The sequence below is a fragment of the Rothia dentocariosa ATCC 17931 genome (genome assembly GCF_000164695.2).
In the GTDB taxonomy this organism is placed as follows: domain Bacteria; phylum Actinomycetota; class Actinomycetes; order Actinomycetales; family Micrococcaceae; genus Rothia; species Rothia dentocariosa.
This window is the reverse complement of record NC_014643.1, coordinates 1,123,583-1,137,616: the sequence shown is the minus strand read 5'-3', so window position 1 is coordinate 1,137,616 and position 14,034 is coordinate 1,123,583. Positions and strand designations below refer to the sequence as shown.

At 48.3% G+C, this 14,034-nt stretch carries 13 protein-coding genes and 1 riboswitch; of the genes, 3 read left to right on the top strand and 10 right to left on the bottom strand.

All coding sequences use genetic code 11. The annotated features are described in order from the left end of the window. Positions 1-47: 47 nt before the first annotated feature. The 8 genes from HMPREF0733_RS11495 to HMPREF0733_RS05030 form a co-directional block, all read right to left on the bottom strand. Positions 48-173: a hypothetical protein gene (locus HMPREF0733_RS11495; RefSeq protein WP_256388022.1), complete on the bottom strand. Its 126-nt coding sequence runs from the start codon at positions 171-173 to the stop codon at positions 48-50. Between the two features lie 1,004 nt (positions 174-1,177). After that, entirely contained in the window at positions 1,178-2,587 is a 1,410-nt protein-coding gene (locus HMPREF0733_RS05045) for a phytoene desaturase family protein (RefSeq protein ID WP_013398292.1), read from the bottom strand. Positions 2,588-3,857: 1,270 nt separating this feature from the next. Further along, positions 3,858-4,430 (bottom strand): flavoprotein, encoded by a 573-nt coding sequence (locus HMPREF0733_RS10945; protein ID WP_013398291.1) that lies wholly within the window; start codon positions 4,428-4,430, stop codon positions 3,858-3,860. Then, complete coding sequence (locus HMPREF0733_RS11150) at positions 4,430-4,969, bottom strand: hypothetical protein (RefSeq protein WP_141744383.1); 540 nt, start codon at positions 4,967-4,969, stop codon at positions 4,430-4,432. The genes HMPREF0733_RS10945 and HMPREF0733_RS11150 overlap by 1 nt, the downstream gene beginning before the upstream one ends. Then, positions 4,959-5,879: an alpha/beta hydrolase gene (locus tag HMPREF0733_RS05040; protein WP_013398290.1), complete on the bottom strand. Its 921-nt coding sequence runs from the start codon at positions 5,877-5,879 to the stop codon at positions 4,959-4,961. The genes HMPREF0733_RS11150 and HMPREF0733_RS05040 overlap by 11 nt, the downstream gene beginning before the upstream one ends. After that, entirely contained in the window at positions 5,872-6,501 is a 630-nt protein-coding gene (locus HMPREF0733_RS05035) for a hypothetical protein (RefSeq protein ID WP_141744384.1), read from the bottom strand. The genes HMPREF0733_RS05040 and HMPREF0733_RS05035 overlap by 8 nt, the downstream gene beginning before the upstream one ends. Positions 6,502-6,726: 225 nt before the next feature. After that, positions 6,727-6,888 (bottom strand): cypemycin family RiPP, encoded by a 162-nt coding sequence (locus HMPREF0733_RS11540; RefSeq protein ID WP_013398288.1) that lies wholly within the window; start codon positions 6,886-6,888, stop codon positions 6,727-6,729. Positions 6,889-7,804: 916 nt separating this feature from the next. Continuing rightward, on the bottom strand, positions 7,805-9,001 hold the full coding sequence (locus HMPREF0733_RS05030) for a cytochrome P450 (protein WP_041321662.1): 1,197 nt from the start codon (positions 8,999-9,001) through the stop codon (positions 7,805-7,807). 330 nt (positions 9,002-9,331) lie between these two features. Between HMPREF0733_RS05030 and HMPREF0733_RS05025 the strand changes: the two genes are divergently transcribed. Both HMPREF0733_RS05025 and HMPREF0733_RS05020 read left to right on the top strand, forming a co-directional pair. Next, the gene (locus tag HMPREF0733_RS05025) at positions 9,332-9,496 is read left to right on the top strand and encodes a hypothetical protein (protein ID WP_013398286.1); all 165 of its coding nucleotides are present in this window, start codon (positions 9,332-9,334) and stop codon (positions 9,494-9,496) included. Between the two features lie 130 nt (positions 9,497-9,626). Continuing rightward, entirely contained in the window at positions 9,627-9,782 is a 156-nt protein-coding gene (locus HMPREF0733_RS05020; RefSeq protein WP_013398285.1) for a hypothetical protein, read from the top strand. Positions 9,783-9,847: 65 nt separating this feature from the next. On the opposite strand, the gene HMPREF0733_RS05015 is transcribed toward HMPREF0733_RS05020, so the two are convergent. Together HMPREF0733_RS05015 and HMPREF0733_RS05010 are read right to left on the bottom strand one after the other, a co-directional pair. After that, entirely contained in the window at positions 9,848-11,329 is a 1,482-nt protein-coding gene (locus HMPREF0733_RS05015; RefSeq protein ID WP_013398284.1) for a sugar porter family MFS transporter, read from the bottom strand. 120 nt (positions 11,330-11,449) lie between these two features. Beyond that, positions 11,450-12,451 (bottom strand): aldo/keto reductase, encoded by a 1,002-nt coding sequence (locus HMPREF0733_RS05010; RefSeq protein WP_013398283.1) that lies wholly within the window; start codon positions 12,449-12,451, stop codon positions 11,450-11,452. Positions 12,452-12,918: 467 nt separating this feature from the next. After that, positions 12,919-13,027: riboswitch (SAM riboswitch) on the top strand. A 77-nt stretch (positions 13,028-13,104) separates the two neighbouring features. Here HMPREF0733_RS05010 and HMPREF0733_RS05005 point away from each other — a divergent pair. After that, on the top strand, positions 13,105-14,016 hold the full coding sequence (locus tag HMPREF0733_RS05005) for a methylenetetrahydrofolate reductase (RefSeq protein ID WP_041321661.1): 912 nt from the start codon (positions 13,105-13,107) through the stop codon (positions 14,014-14,016). Positions 14,017-14,034: the final 18 nt, after the last annotated feature.

The following is a 14,034-nucleotide window of genomic DNA, read 5'->3' as shown; positions in this document are numbered from 1 at the left end:
TCCTTTCTTTCGTCAAAAATAGCTATGATTCACATTTCACAAACTAACTAAAAAACGCGATATATGCTCTCCAATGCGTGCCAGAAACCGAAATCTATATTATCCACACCACCACTAATCTGAGCAATCTCCTGCCCAGCAAGCTCCTCCAAAAGAACAGTATCCTTATCCATAAAAACTCCTCCAGAATTCCTTAAAATTTTTAGGGCAATATGTCCTTCACATGTAAGCATCATTAATTTTACAAAACTAGGTACACGTGAACAACATTTATACAGCCCTCCTAGCTTGCCAATCCACTCTAGAAGCTTCACACAGCTCCAAAGCTTACTGACAATTTAAACCTAACAAACCCGGAAGCACACAGTCAAGAATAACAACCACTTAAAGTAATTTAAGATTATATAAATAAATAATTATTTTAAATCTATTTTTTGGGTAAAATATACCAGTCGCCAATCAAAACTTCTATTCAGCTTGGCATACCAAGGCAGAACTGTAAATTCAAAAGGAAACTTTCAAAATTTAATGTCGTTATTTATACACCTAGAATTGAACACGATGCACAGGGTAAGGGGATACAAATATTTTTAAAAAATTTTCCTACACAACCTACAGGCCTAAATTTATACATTTATTCTAAATTTATTTAAGTCAGTGAACTAAATTAAGTTTATTTTATATGAGAGTATTAATTTACTTGAGTGTCATCGAAGCAAAAATAAGCCTCGCGCGATGGAGAATACCCGGTGACATAAGCCCAGAGATTTGCGGAACGCCTCGGAGAGTACTCACCAGCACTTGATCTGAGGACTATACGTTCGATGACGACACAGTAGCGGTTAATTTAACGATTGAGCTGCTTATCACTCTTGACAAGCTCCCCACTAGGTGATTTCCTAGTCGGGACTATCAGAGAGTATCCCTTGAGGGTGCGGATGATCTAGTGGTTACCTCTGCCACTATACAAGTGAAGGTTTGTACGGTGGGGTATGGTTTTAGAATCCACCTTTACAGGCAGGTAAAGAGCCTTTATTCTCCGTGTCTTGGGCAGGGTAGAGTTTCTTCACCTTCAAACCTCCACATTATTCTACGTCCCCTTAGCATGTTTGGGGTAGTAATCCGTAAATATTTTGACTAGAAACAACTCAAATAAATAACTGTTTCAACGTTGTGTTTATACCAATAACTTCAAGGCGCGACGAGCCGCTTGCAGCCCACACATACCATGAACCCCAGCTCCAGGAGGCGTAGACGCCGAACAAAGATACACGCCCGAAACCCCCGTCGCATAGGGATCTGCGGAAAATATTGGGCGCGCTAGTAACTGACGCATATCTGTGGCACCACCAATAATGTCACCACCTACATAATTTTCGTTATAACCCTCCAGCGTCTCAGTAGAATACGAGACTGAATCGACAATAATGTCACGAAATCCCGGCGCATAACGCTCAATCTGCCGCACAATATGTTCAGTAACATCATATGGGTATCCTTGAGGAACATGCGCATAAGCCCACACAGGATGGTGCTCACCATCAGAGCGGCTAGGATCCGCCAAATACTGTTGCCCGACAAGCACAAAAGGACACTCATATAGGTTCCCTTTCACCGCCTGCTTTTCTGTAGCAGCAATCTGCGAAAGCGTACCGCCCAAATGCACCGTGCCTGCCTGACGGGCAGCTTTATGAGTCCACGGGATATGGCCCCTAATCACAAAATCTACCTTAAACGCCCCCGGCCCAAAACGGTATGCCTGATACGCACGACGCTGCCTCTTCGGTAACCGATCCTTCAAAATCTCCGCTGCAGCATGTGGTGAGGTATCCAGCATAATGATATCGAATCCTGTAAGTTGTTCTATTGAGGTAATACGGGTATTGCAGGTAATTTCTCCACCATATGAAGACAGCTCAGCTACCATCGCATCAGCTATCGCTCCACTGCCTCCAACGGCAACAGGCCAACCGGTAGCATGAGCAGCAGCTGTAAGCATCATCCCTACTGCAGAACTCATGGGAGTATCAAGCCGCGTGATTGCATGCGCAGCTATGCCACCAAAAAGGGCGCGGGTAGCAGGTTCACGCCAACGATATGCCGATAATTGAGCAGGAAGAACCGCATTAATACCAAACGAAAGAGTCACTAAAGGATGTTTGGGAATATTCAAGACGGGTCCCAGAAGATCCTGCGCTATCTTGTTAAAGTTGCGTGCTAAAGGACCAAATGTTGCTTTCCAGATCTTCCCATCACGTCTCAAACCTGCCGCAGTACGATCAATGTCGCGGTACAACACACCGATACGATCCTCATCTACAGGATGGGCTAAATCCACCTCAGGCAACGCGAAACGAAGCCCATAACGGCGCAAGTCAACATTGGTGAAGAACGGGCTAACTGATGTAAAAGGGTGGACTGCAGAGCACATGTCATGAATAACCCCTGAACGTAATTGCTCATGGCTACGCATACCGCCACCTGGAGTACTAGATGCCTCAAACACATGTGCCTTGACACCTTGTTGAGCCAATGTAATCGCGGCAGCTAACCCATTTGGACCACTACCGACTATTGCTGCTTCCATGTCACCTTACTTCCAAGATTTATCTCTTATACACGCTGCCCTACAGACATGTCTTACAAAAAGCTAAATGAAAAGAATAGATTAATAAAAAGCTCCCAGACCAAGCGTTTAAGCCGCTGAGAGTGAACAAGTCCTAATTATGCTTTCGTAATATTTTAAAGGTCAACCATGAGGGTAGTTCATACAGGACCCCTCCCCCGAGGTATATAGTAAAACTGGCTCTTCTACCTGTGTAGATTTACGACGGAACAAACAAACACCGATAACATCTGTAGATAGAGATTATCACCTATCTCACCATATCAGCATTTACCCCTCCACAGTCCTATCCTCAAAAACCTGTTATACCTTCACAAGAGTCATACCGAAGAAGTCTTAGGGGAAGATTTCAGGGTATCCCCACAAACCATCGGCCACACATTAGTTAAACTTGACAAAAACTATCAACTATTCTATAAACTACCACACCTTCCCATCCACACGATTTACTAAAGACCTGTGAAACCACGCCCACCGTAGATAGGGCACCTAGAGCATCGCCAGATATGTCTGTACAACAATAAACACCACCCTAGGGATCCAACCAATCATCAGGTTATTTACGCCTTAGAAGATGTTACAGGTGATGACCGATTGGTGCCGAGTGCGTGTCAAGATGCCTCCGCCTATCGATATCACAAGCTGGACAAATTCCTAGAATCCAGATAAAGATATGAGATAGCTAATTCCATTAGGGATTAGAGCCCATTACTACACTTGGGAGAAACACTCGGAGAGCAGCTCTACTAAGACCGAGAAAGATCTCCATTGGCAGAGCACTAACCGCTGATCAGTAATGGAAAGGGTCGTCTGCCCGCAAATTCACTCACAAAAGTACCGAACCTAACCTCATTATCAAAGAGTTTTCTCGGCGGAACGTGGCTAATCTTCTGGCTTAGAATGCTCATGAATAATCACCGACCTTTTGTAAATCGTCAGATATAAATTCATATACAAAAAGTTTCTTTGAGCTAGCTATATCGACAAATTTCTAAACCCTACATTCTGAGATTCGATAAAATATCTGTAGCATGCGCAACAGAAAAATATAATAATACAGTCTCATATATTCAAAGTTATGAAAACATTGTATACCACAGCGGGGGATACGCTAGATTCAATAAACTTTATCCAACAATCCTACCAAAAATCGAAATACTTATCATTCATCTTTTCAATCCCGATCCCACAACACCAACTATTTATAGAATTTACACAAAAATAATATAAATTAAATATTTAAATCAGATATTAAATCTTGAAGTGATTGAAGCACAAACGGATAGTAGAAACCAGTACTACCTCCCCAAGATTTTTTAGACAAAGAATACGCAGGCATTTCTTTAGATATAACAATATTATCTCGTTTTGATATTAAATTATTTAATTTATCCTCAATAATATTATTATCTCCAGGAAATGCGCGAGCTATTGAAACAGGTAACCTAGTCAGTTGAATAGCCATCTGCATAGGTGTATTTGTAAATCCAGAGGCCAATTGCATAATTGTATTAATCGACGCAGGAAATATCGCTACCACATCCGTATATTTCTCAAGACCTTCATGCACCTGAATAGGATAATCGCTACCCCAAGAGTCTATCCATGCCTTACCATCCGTTAAAGATTTTAGCGCATCAATAGATACAAACCTACATGCTGATTCTGTCACTGAAGCAGTAACAATCAAATCATGATAAATCCTCCTAGACCAATTAATCCAATATGGTACCAAAGCAGCATTAACCGAACCGGTAATGTGGAGATGTATCCTATGAAAATCTAGAGATATTTTTTCGTCCATTATCGCACCTCATGAACCTCAGAAAAAAATTTTGGTTCAAAAGAAAAGCTACTACTATCCTGTTTATCACGAGTTGAAGTCGCAATAAGAAACTGGTAGTTTATTGAATCCGTATTTTGCAACCGAGAATTAAGAATAGAAGACACCATTAAATAACTCTCACTACTCTTTATAAAATCAAAAGTTGCACCGTACGATACCATATTTACAATCGAACTTGCTAAATCAAAATTCGCTTTTACATACCTACTATTTGGATTCCAGATGGTAGATAATAAGGTAGAATCATTAGAAGATATCATCTCTTCCCATGTACCCCATTGACCCTCATCATTCTGTTTTGTCCTAGTCCTGTATAAGATATGATGATTTGAAGTTCCTGGGGTAGGTGCAAAAAACCTCCACTGCGGTATATCCCAACCTGGCGAAAAATGATTTATAGGGGGAACCAAGGTATCTGGCGTGTTTTGAAATACAGTAAGTGTTATATGGTGGACCAAAACCCCATAAATTAGAGAATCAAAAAAATTACTTTTCAAGAACGTTCCTAACTTCACGCGCTAATTCCCAGGCAAATTCAGGATGCCCGATAATAGAGTAATGTGTGCTCTTATCAATTAAACTAAACGGAATACCAAAATCTTCCGCTAATTTCTTTTGTTGTGTCCTTCGTTCAAAGGAACTAATAATTGAAACAGCTACCTGTTGTTGCATGAGAATAGATTTTAAAGAATCTACCCTAATATTAAAATATTCACTTAAAGTAATAAATATTTCTTTAGGGTTAGCTTCAAAAAGCCTTACTGATTCCTGAATGTCCGGGCGATAGCTTGTCCTTCGAGCATATTTATCGATTCCCCACCACTGGAATCCAAAAAATCCAGCCATTGCTTTCTGAAAACACATCTGCATAAATTCTCCCTTTTGTTCAGAATCATTACGATATGCTTCAAAAAGATCCGGCTCAGTCCCATCAACAAGAATTATTTTCTCTGTCCTACTCTTAATATACGGACTATTTTCCACAGCAGTACATCCTGCCAACGCTCCTATAGAGTGACAAACAAAAATAATCCTGATATCATTGCCAACTTTCTCCTTAACAATTTTTTCAAGGGCTCCACAATTCGACAAGTTTGTTGATGTAAAACCGTGTTTAGGCCTATTATAAAATAATAAATTATAACTGCCCTTCAGAAATAGTTTTACATAATCCCATGACTCTAAAGGGGTTCCCAAGCCATTTTCAAAGACTATTAAAATATTTGAGTTTTCATTTAAGTCAAGGTTATATTCAATGGTATTACCGTCATTATCCTTTAGGAACTCATTCCCATTCAGACCAGTCCTTCGCTTATACTCATTCCTGTACCTATTAACAGTAGAAGCTATCGAAACGGACAGAACTGCTGAAGTTAGCTTAATTACTGACTTATTTAGATTATTCATTATTCTTACCCTTGATGATATACTCAACCGCAGCGTGGGCACCCATAAACCCCCAAAAGAACCTTGGAAGACCCATAGTTAAGGCAACTCCGAAATGAAACCCTTTTACCGCATGTAACAGGATTGGAACATATTTTTCAGGAAATATATATATAAGAGGGAAGGCCGATTCCCAGAGAATAGTCCCCCATGTCAGATATTTCATAACAGTCGGGTATTTCTTAAGCCTTACTGCGATTGGAGAAGAACCATACGCCTGTGTACTAAGAATTTCCTCAAGGGCAGTTCCACGTAACCACTTGCTTGATACTGCTTTTGCGATTCCAGGTACCAAATAAGATAGACAAGTTTGTGCATTTACAGATTTCAGAAAAAGATCATTTGCCTTATCATCATCTTTGATAAAAGATGTAACAAATCGATAGCTAAGTATTAATGCTCCCATTTGATCTGCACCATCCCGCCCATAATGGTTCCTGATGGAAAGTAACTTGTTATTACCCAGAACAAGTCCAGACCCTAATGCCTGAAGCAATTTCTTATCTTGTCCAGACAGTATTAGAACACATCCAGCTATATTAATGAAAGAACAATATGAGACAGTTTTGGGGGAATCGATCATTTCTACTACTTTGTGCAGTATGGAATCTTTCCTCGATCGACTTAGTTTAAGGTGCAAATTCCCCCTCAGATAACTATCATCCTGATATATACTCCTGTTAGTCAGAGTCTCCAAACTATTTAAAACTTGGCTCACAGCAACAGGAGCCAAAGAGCGGTAAACATAGTTACCTTTTGTCCTGAGGGGGAAGATGCCCATACGATTTCCTTTCTATAAATTATTCTCTTAGCAAACCAAGCAGATGGTGCTGCCAGCAACGGCCATTTCTGCTACAGCATATACCCCAGCAGGAGTGGTCATTGACGGCTGAGCACTATTCATTGCGTAATCAGCAGCACCCGGGGTAGTGTCAATTTCAATTGAATTCGCGAGATCCGAAACGTTCATCATCATTCCTTTGTTTGAACTTATTCCAGAATCATAACGATTCTGAAACTTCTTACAGAGACAGAAGAACTGGCTCTTTGTTAACTCTAACGACTCCTATGGATAAATTTCAACCTTATATTTTACAAAATATAATGTGCCTTTAATACTAAAAATTTTATTTAGAAAGTAATGGGTGTTCTTCTATTGTTGTCTCTGAGTCAGAAGATCAGTCTGCGTTACTTCCCACCAGTTGTTTCTTATCCACTGTGATCAAGTCAGCTCTAACTCTCAGTAGCCTTGGAGCGTAGCATGTTCTCAGGTTTTGGAGAACCAATAATCCAGCTCGTGATATCGGTGCGCGAAAGCGTCATGATGAGTCCGACATCGGGTTGCTGATCACCAGCGGTGTTAGATAATTTGGTGGTTCATGTCGCTCTAGTGGTGTTTACTGCCACACAAACGCATTTGGCGGTGCGCTAGTGATAGGTTGTATATAGGTGCCGTCTACAGTGATGGTCCTAAGAAGGATTAATGGGAAGACACGGTTGGTTGCAGAATCTTCAAGGGTGCTGTCTTGAGCCTCACTAATGTGTGTATGATGGTAAATTGGGGCGTTCCGAAGTCTTTCTCGGCATGATTCTGGTGCAAGTATAGTAGAGTAGGCTTGGAGGCTTTATTCACGGTGGGTCTGAGGAGGTAAGATTCGTTGTTTTTTATATCGGGGTATCCACTCATAAATCACCCTCACTTAATGCACAAAATTCATAAAACGCAGAAGCCCAGTGAGCAAAAATCCAACCACAGAATGTAAAACAGGGGTATAGAGCTACTAGCTACTCCCAACGCACACACCTAGTCCGAGGTTCTAACTATATAAGGATGAAACTACCTGTACTCTGCTCACTCGCTATCTTCTAGAGCTTCCTACAAAGCCCTACCCAAACACCACCCGGACCGTCGAGTAGCCCGAGATCGGGTAGGTGGCGTTCTCGGTGGCGGGTGCATCCGACTCGTCACCAGGAACAATACTCTTGGTTGCCTTCAGCAGCTCCTCCATGAGCAGGCGCAGCTCCAAGCGGGCCAGCGGCGCACCCGGGCAGACGTGAATACCGTCGCCATACACCAGGTTGCGGGACTGGTCACGATGCGGGTTATAGGTGAGCGCATCCTCGAACGCGTCCTCATCACGGTTGGCACTTGACCAGTTGATCGTCACCCGCGAATTCGCCGGAATGGTACGCCCGCCCAGCACGGTATCTTCGGTAGTCACGCGGCGGTTCGTCACCAGCGGGTCTTCAAGACGCATAATCTCCTCAACTGCGGCGGCGATCTCCGCATGCCCCTCCCCTAGTGACTCACGAAGTCGAGCCTGCTCCTGCGGGTTGCGCGCCAAAAAGTTTACGATAATCCCGGCGCACGCCGAAACGGTCGAAAGCTCCCCCACCGTCCAGTTGCGGATCAGGCTCACAATCTCTTCATCGGTCATAGTGCGGGGCTCTTGATCGGGCAGCTGCACGGTGTCGGTCAGCAGCTCGGCGGTCACATCCTGCGGGTTCCCGGCGGCAGCCTGCTCGCGGCGCGCATCCAGAAGCTCACGAATATAGGTGTCAAACTCAAGGGCGACCTTGCCGATCTGTTCGCGGTCGCGGCGCAGCGTAGCCTCGCGGTTCTTCTCAATCCACTCGATCAGCGGCTTCTCAAGGCTCGCGGGCCAGCCCATGAACGCATTCTGAATACGCATCGCATAAGCCTGCGCGAACCCATCCATCACATTAACCTCGGTGCCGCGCGGCAAATCAGCCACCAGGTTCTTGACGACCTCACGGATTTTCGGCTCAAACTCCCTCAGGCGTTCGGAGGTGAAGTATTTGTCGTTCACGGCACGGAACGTTGTGTGTTCAGGCGCATCCATACCGTTTGGCACGGCGATGTGCCTAGTCGAGACGACATTCGAGTAAATGTCGGGATGATCGAGCACATGCTGCACATCGGCATTCTTGAACACGGAGTAGCCCATGAACTCGTCGTGCGCTACGGGGCAGCGGCGGCGCATCTCGTCATAAGCGGCCACCTGGTTCTTCTGAACCTTCTCGCTGCGCAAATCCCAATCATTTTTTACGTTGTCTGCCACGACTTTCTGCCTTCTAGAAGTCACAGGTATGCGGGTGCCGTCAAGTATGCGCGACCGTGCGTTATCCGTGGAGTCGGCAGCGGGAATATCGCGCGACGGCACCACAACCGAAGGATAGTTATAACATCTTTGACACTATCACTTAACCCGCGCCCTCGCAGGATAGGAATGCCTTTGCTGAATGGGTCTGTAAAGCCTAGAACTATCGCCGGTTTACTCCCGTAAGACGGTCATATACCGCACGTTTGCAGATTTAACATATGCGTACAGTAAAGTTAGAAATGCTCTTTCTGCAGGGTAATCCCACAGCCACTTTGCGAAGAATATCCTGTGGAGATTCTCGGGGCGGAAAGGCGGTGGGATACGATGTCTTTCTACGACTACGTAGAAACGGCCCAAGCGCTCTTGGTAAGTTTTGCCCTTACCGATGGAGCTGCTCAGGCCGTCTCGTACATCATGAGCTTTGCTTCAAGCCTCATTAAGCTTCTGAAGTAGTGCTCTACCTACCAGGAAGGCTCAGTAGTTGCCGCTGCTGAGTCTTCCGCTGTACGCAGGTAACTTTGCGAAGATATGTTAAGACTAACACAAGCATTCTCCATCAATAACATCACCCTGAATAGGACATATGACTGATCTGAACCCCGTAGAAGAATACGAAGAGCTATTTGATATTGAGGCTCTGCGTAAAGCCCGTGCCGAAGATGATGGTTATCGCATCTCTCTTGAAGACTTTCTAAAACAGAATCCGCAAACCGCATCCAGGGGTCTTATTCTTCCGTGAGCAGGTGGTTTTTGGTACGAGCAGGTCGGAAAATCCTACCTGCTCGCGTCCTAGCGAAGCCTCGTCTACCGAGTAGCCGCAAACGGATAGGCGGCGCCTGAGATAACGCCCGCCTCCACGTCTTCCAGGGTTTTGCCGCGGGTCTCGGGCAGGTTACGCCACATGAGCACGGCGATCAGCACGTTCACCACCATGAACCCGAAGAAGGAGCCGGTCAGCCCCAGCGCCCCCAAAATGACCGGAAATACGAGGGAAAGCAGGCCGTTCATCATCCAGCCGCAAAATGCGGAAAGACCCATGCCAACCGCGCGTACCCGAAGCGGGAACAGCTCGCTCATCAGCACCCATGTCGAAACATTCAGGCAGGTCTGCATCGACCCCACGAACCCGACCACAAGCGCCAGAATAATATAGGGACGCGCGGGGCTGCCTTCCGGCAGGAGCATAGATGCTACCCCGATCAGCAGGTGGAAAAAAGCGGTCAGCGAATACCCAGCGATCACCATAGTGCGGCGGTTCACGCGCTCCATCATGCGCAGCGAAAAGATTGAGCCGACCACGGCGATAGCGCCCGGGGCAATATTCGCAATGAGAGCCGAACCTTCGTCAAACCCGGCCTCTTTGAGCACTTTAATGCCGTAGTACATGATCGAGTTGATGCCGGTGAGCTGCTGCCCGGCACCCACCAAAATACCGACCAATAGAATCCGCACAAACCATTTTTCACGCAGGATTTTACCCGTGCTGCTCCTAGCCTTCGCACCGATTTGGGTGCGCGTTTCCTCAAGTGAACGCGCGATGTCTGCAATTTCGGCATCGGCACGTTCGGCGGGGCGGATGCGCCGCATAATGGCGCGCGCATCCTCGGTGCGCCCCTGTGCGATAAGCCAGCGGGGGGATTCGGGCATGCGGAGCATACCGATGAAAAGCGCGAGCGCAGGCAAGGCGCAGACGGCGAACATCCACCGCCATACGCTGTCGTGTTCGCCCCAGAGGTTGCCGATGATGGCATTCACGATGAACGCTGCGAGCTGCCCGCCGACGACCATGAGTTCGTTGCGCCCGGAGAGTGAGCCGCGAATTTCGTAGGGTGCAAGTTCGGCGAGGAATACAGGCACGACCGCGGATGCGCCTCCCACAGCGAGCCCAAGCATCGTACGGCCCATCAACAGTACAGCAATGCTGGGGGTGAAGACGCATGCGAGCGCGCCCGCGATGAAGAGGATTGAGAGTCCGATGATGGTTCTGCGCCGTCCGAGAGCATCTGAAATGCGCCCGGTGATCATGGCTCCGAGGGCGGCAGCAAAGGCGAGGGAGCCTGTGACCCAGCCTTGAATGGTGTTGTCCATGCCGAGTTCGCGGCTCATGGGGTCGAGGGCACCGTTGATAACGCCGGTGTCGTACCCGAAGAGAAGCCCGCCGAAGGTTGCCACCAGCGCGATAACGCCTAGGCGGCGGGTGTGCGCGCCCTGCCCGAGCGGGGGTAGTGCACTGGCGCGGTTCGGCGGCTCGGTGGTGATGCTCATGCGGGTATTTTTGTCTTTCATGAAGGGTCTTGTACGGCACAGGTTGAGAGACCGCACAGTCTTTAAACGCTTGCTGGCTTGGGTATATTCCCGATTAGTTATATTTCCAGCTGGCTATATTTGCAGTGGCGAAGGAGATTGTTAGAAAAGCGCGATGCTTTCGGGCGCTGGAAAAATCTCGTTGAGCCGCACCAGTTCGTCATCGTTGAAACGCACGCTTGCGGCCTGCGCGTTTGCGTGTACTTGTTCGGGGGTGGTTGCCCCGGCAATCACGCTAGCGACGGGGTTCTGCTGTTTGAGCCAAGAGATGGAGGCTTGAACCTCAGAGATCCCCAGATCGGCACAAAATTCGTGGTAGGCATCGAGTTGTTCCCAGTCGGCTTGCGCAAGTACCTGCGCTTTGGAATGCGACAGACGTGACCCTGCAGGGATACTGTCGCGGCGGTATTTTCCGGTCAAAAGCCCATTGGCAAGCGGGAAATACGGGAGAACCCCGAGCCCGAAGTGGCGGGCGGCGGGAAGAATTTCGAGTTCGGCACGGCGGTCAAGCAGGTTGTAGTGGTTTTCGGCGGCGATAAACCGCTCAGTGCCGAGTTCGCGGGCGAGATGCTCGGCGTGGGCAAGCTGCCACCCCGCAAAGTTGGAGTGCCCCAGGTAACGAACCTTTCCGCTGGTCACGAGCGTATCGAGAGCAGATAGGGTCTCTTCCAGCGGGGTGTTCGGGTCGGGGCTGTGGTAGAAATACAGGTCAATGTACTCGGTTCCCAGGCGGCGCAGTGAACCTTCGACGGCACGCATGATGTATCGGCGTGAGCCGCGCGCATCCCAGTCGTTGCCGTTGAGGGTACCGGTGGGAAGCCCGAATTTGGTGACGATGATCAGGTCATCACGGTTGAGGTTAAGTTCGCGCATCGCGGTACCGAACATGGTTTCTGACAGCCCGGGTTCGGCGCCGTACAGGTCGGCAATATCGAAGAAGCCGATGCCCGCCTCGACTGCGGCGGCGATCACGGCGTTGGTGCCTTCCTGAGTTTGAGTGGGGGTGCCGGGGCGTCCCAGATTGTTGCAGCCGATACCGACGGAGGGCACGACCAGCCCGGAGTTACCCAGGCGTGCATATGCGGGAGATTCGATGCGTTCCATACGTTTACTCTACCGTGTTTGACAGTGTATGGTCGCAACATGACGTTCACGGCGCTCTGCAATTCCCTAGAGTAAGACCGGAAGCAGATAAAGAAGGGCCCCGACATATGCGCATATCCTGTGAACCTGCAGATTCACGGGTAGAGGCGGTCGGGGGACTCTTGCATACAGTTTACACGACATGTTTTCTCAGAACAGTACCCGGTTTTTCCTTGTAGAATGCCTTCTCCCTCTCGCCGCGTCACCCCCTCTGTAATCTTCGCGAGCAGATAACATTCCGCTATCTGCTCGCGGCTGAACTTGCGGCCAAATCAGGTGGAGGGTTCAATCCGCCGATCCGAACTGCCGCGAACCCGTATGACGTATTGTTTCGCCGCATCCCGCAATATTAAGCGGTTGTGACCGCTCGACGACATGTGCCGACATATTCTTGCTGGCACCGCGCATCCTGCCTAGAATAGGAACGTTATCTATCCAGAGCGACCGAGAGATCTGGCTCTTAGACGTCGCAGCAACCTCGCCAGCCTCCACCCATGGGGTGGACGGACAAGGTGCTCCCGCCAGAACCGATAGAAGTGAATTCCCTTCGCGTCTTGCTAAGATTCGGCGTACCTTCGGGCACGCTTCTATCGGGTGAACACGGAGGAATGAAAATGACGACAGTTCACCCGGCTCTTTCTTACGAGCTGTATCCGCCACGGTCGCACGCAAGCTGCGATTCCCTGCTCAAAACCATTGCCGAGCTTGAGCAAACCAACCCGGATTACGTTTCCGTCACCTATTCGGGCGATGCGCAGCGCCGCCAAAAGACGCTGGCTCTGCTCGATCACCTAGTGCATGAAACCTCGCTGAACCCGCTGGCGCATCTAATCTGCGTGGGGCATTCCGTGGCCGATTTGGAACGCTCGGTTCGTCTGATTCTGGGGCTTGGTGTGCGCGGGTTCTTGGCACTGCGCGGCGATATTCCACCCGAAAACACGCGCCCGCTTGAACTGCCTTTTGCCCGCTACCTGGTGGAGCTGATTCGCAGGGTGGAACGTGAGGATTTCGCGCATCTTGCTGCGGGGAAGGTGTCGATTGGGGTTGCGGCATACCCGCATAAGCACCCCGAATCTTCCTCGCTTCTTCAAGACATTGAGATTCTGCTTTCAAAACAGCGTGCTGGGGCGGATTTCGCCATCACCCAGGTTTTCTTTGAGACCGAACGCTATTCGGGGCTGGTAGATGCGGCACGCCTTGCCGGGGTGGAGATGCCCATTATCCCCGGTATTATGCCCGTTACCTCGCTGACTCGGCTGACGAAGCTGTGCGAGCTTGCCGGGCTTGAAGTGCCGCGCGAGCTGGCGCATCGCCTAGAAACCGCGAGCAATCCGCGCGAGCTGCACCGCATCGGCGTGGAACATGCACTCAACCAATGTCGCAAGGTGCTTGATGCTGGCGCCCCCGGCCTGCATTTCTTCACATTTAACGAGCATGAGGCTGTGCTGGACGTCCTCGAAGAACTCGACGTTCCGCGCTACTCGAACCGTTTCAAACTCCCCCTAAGCGATCTTCAATACCTCTAAACTCCCCTTTTATTTGAC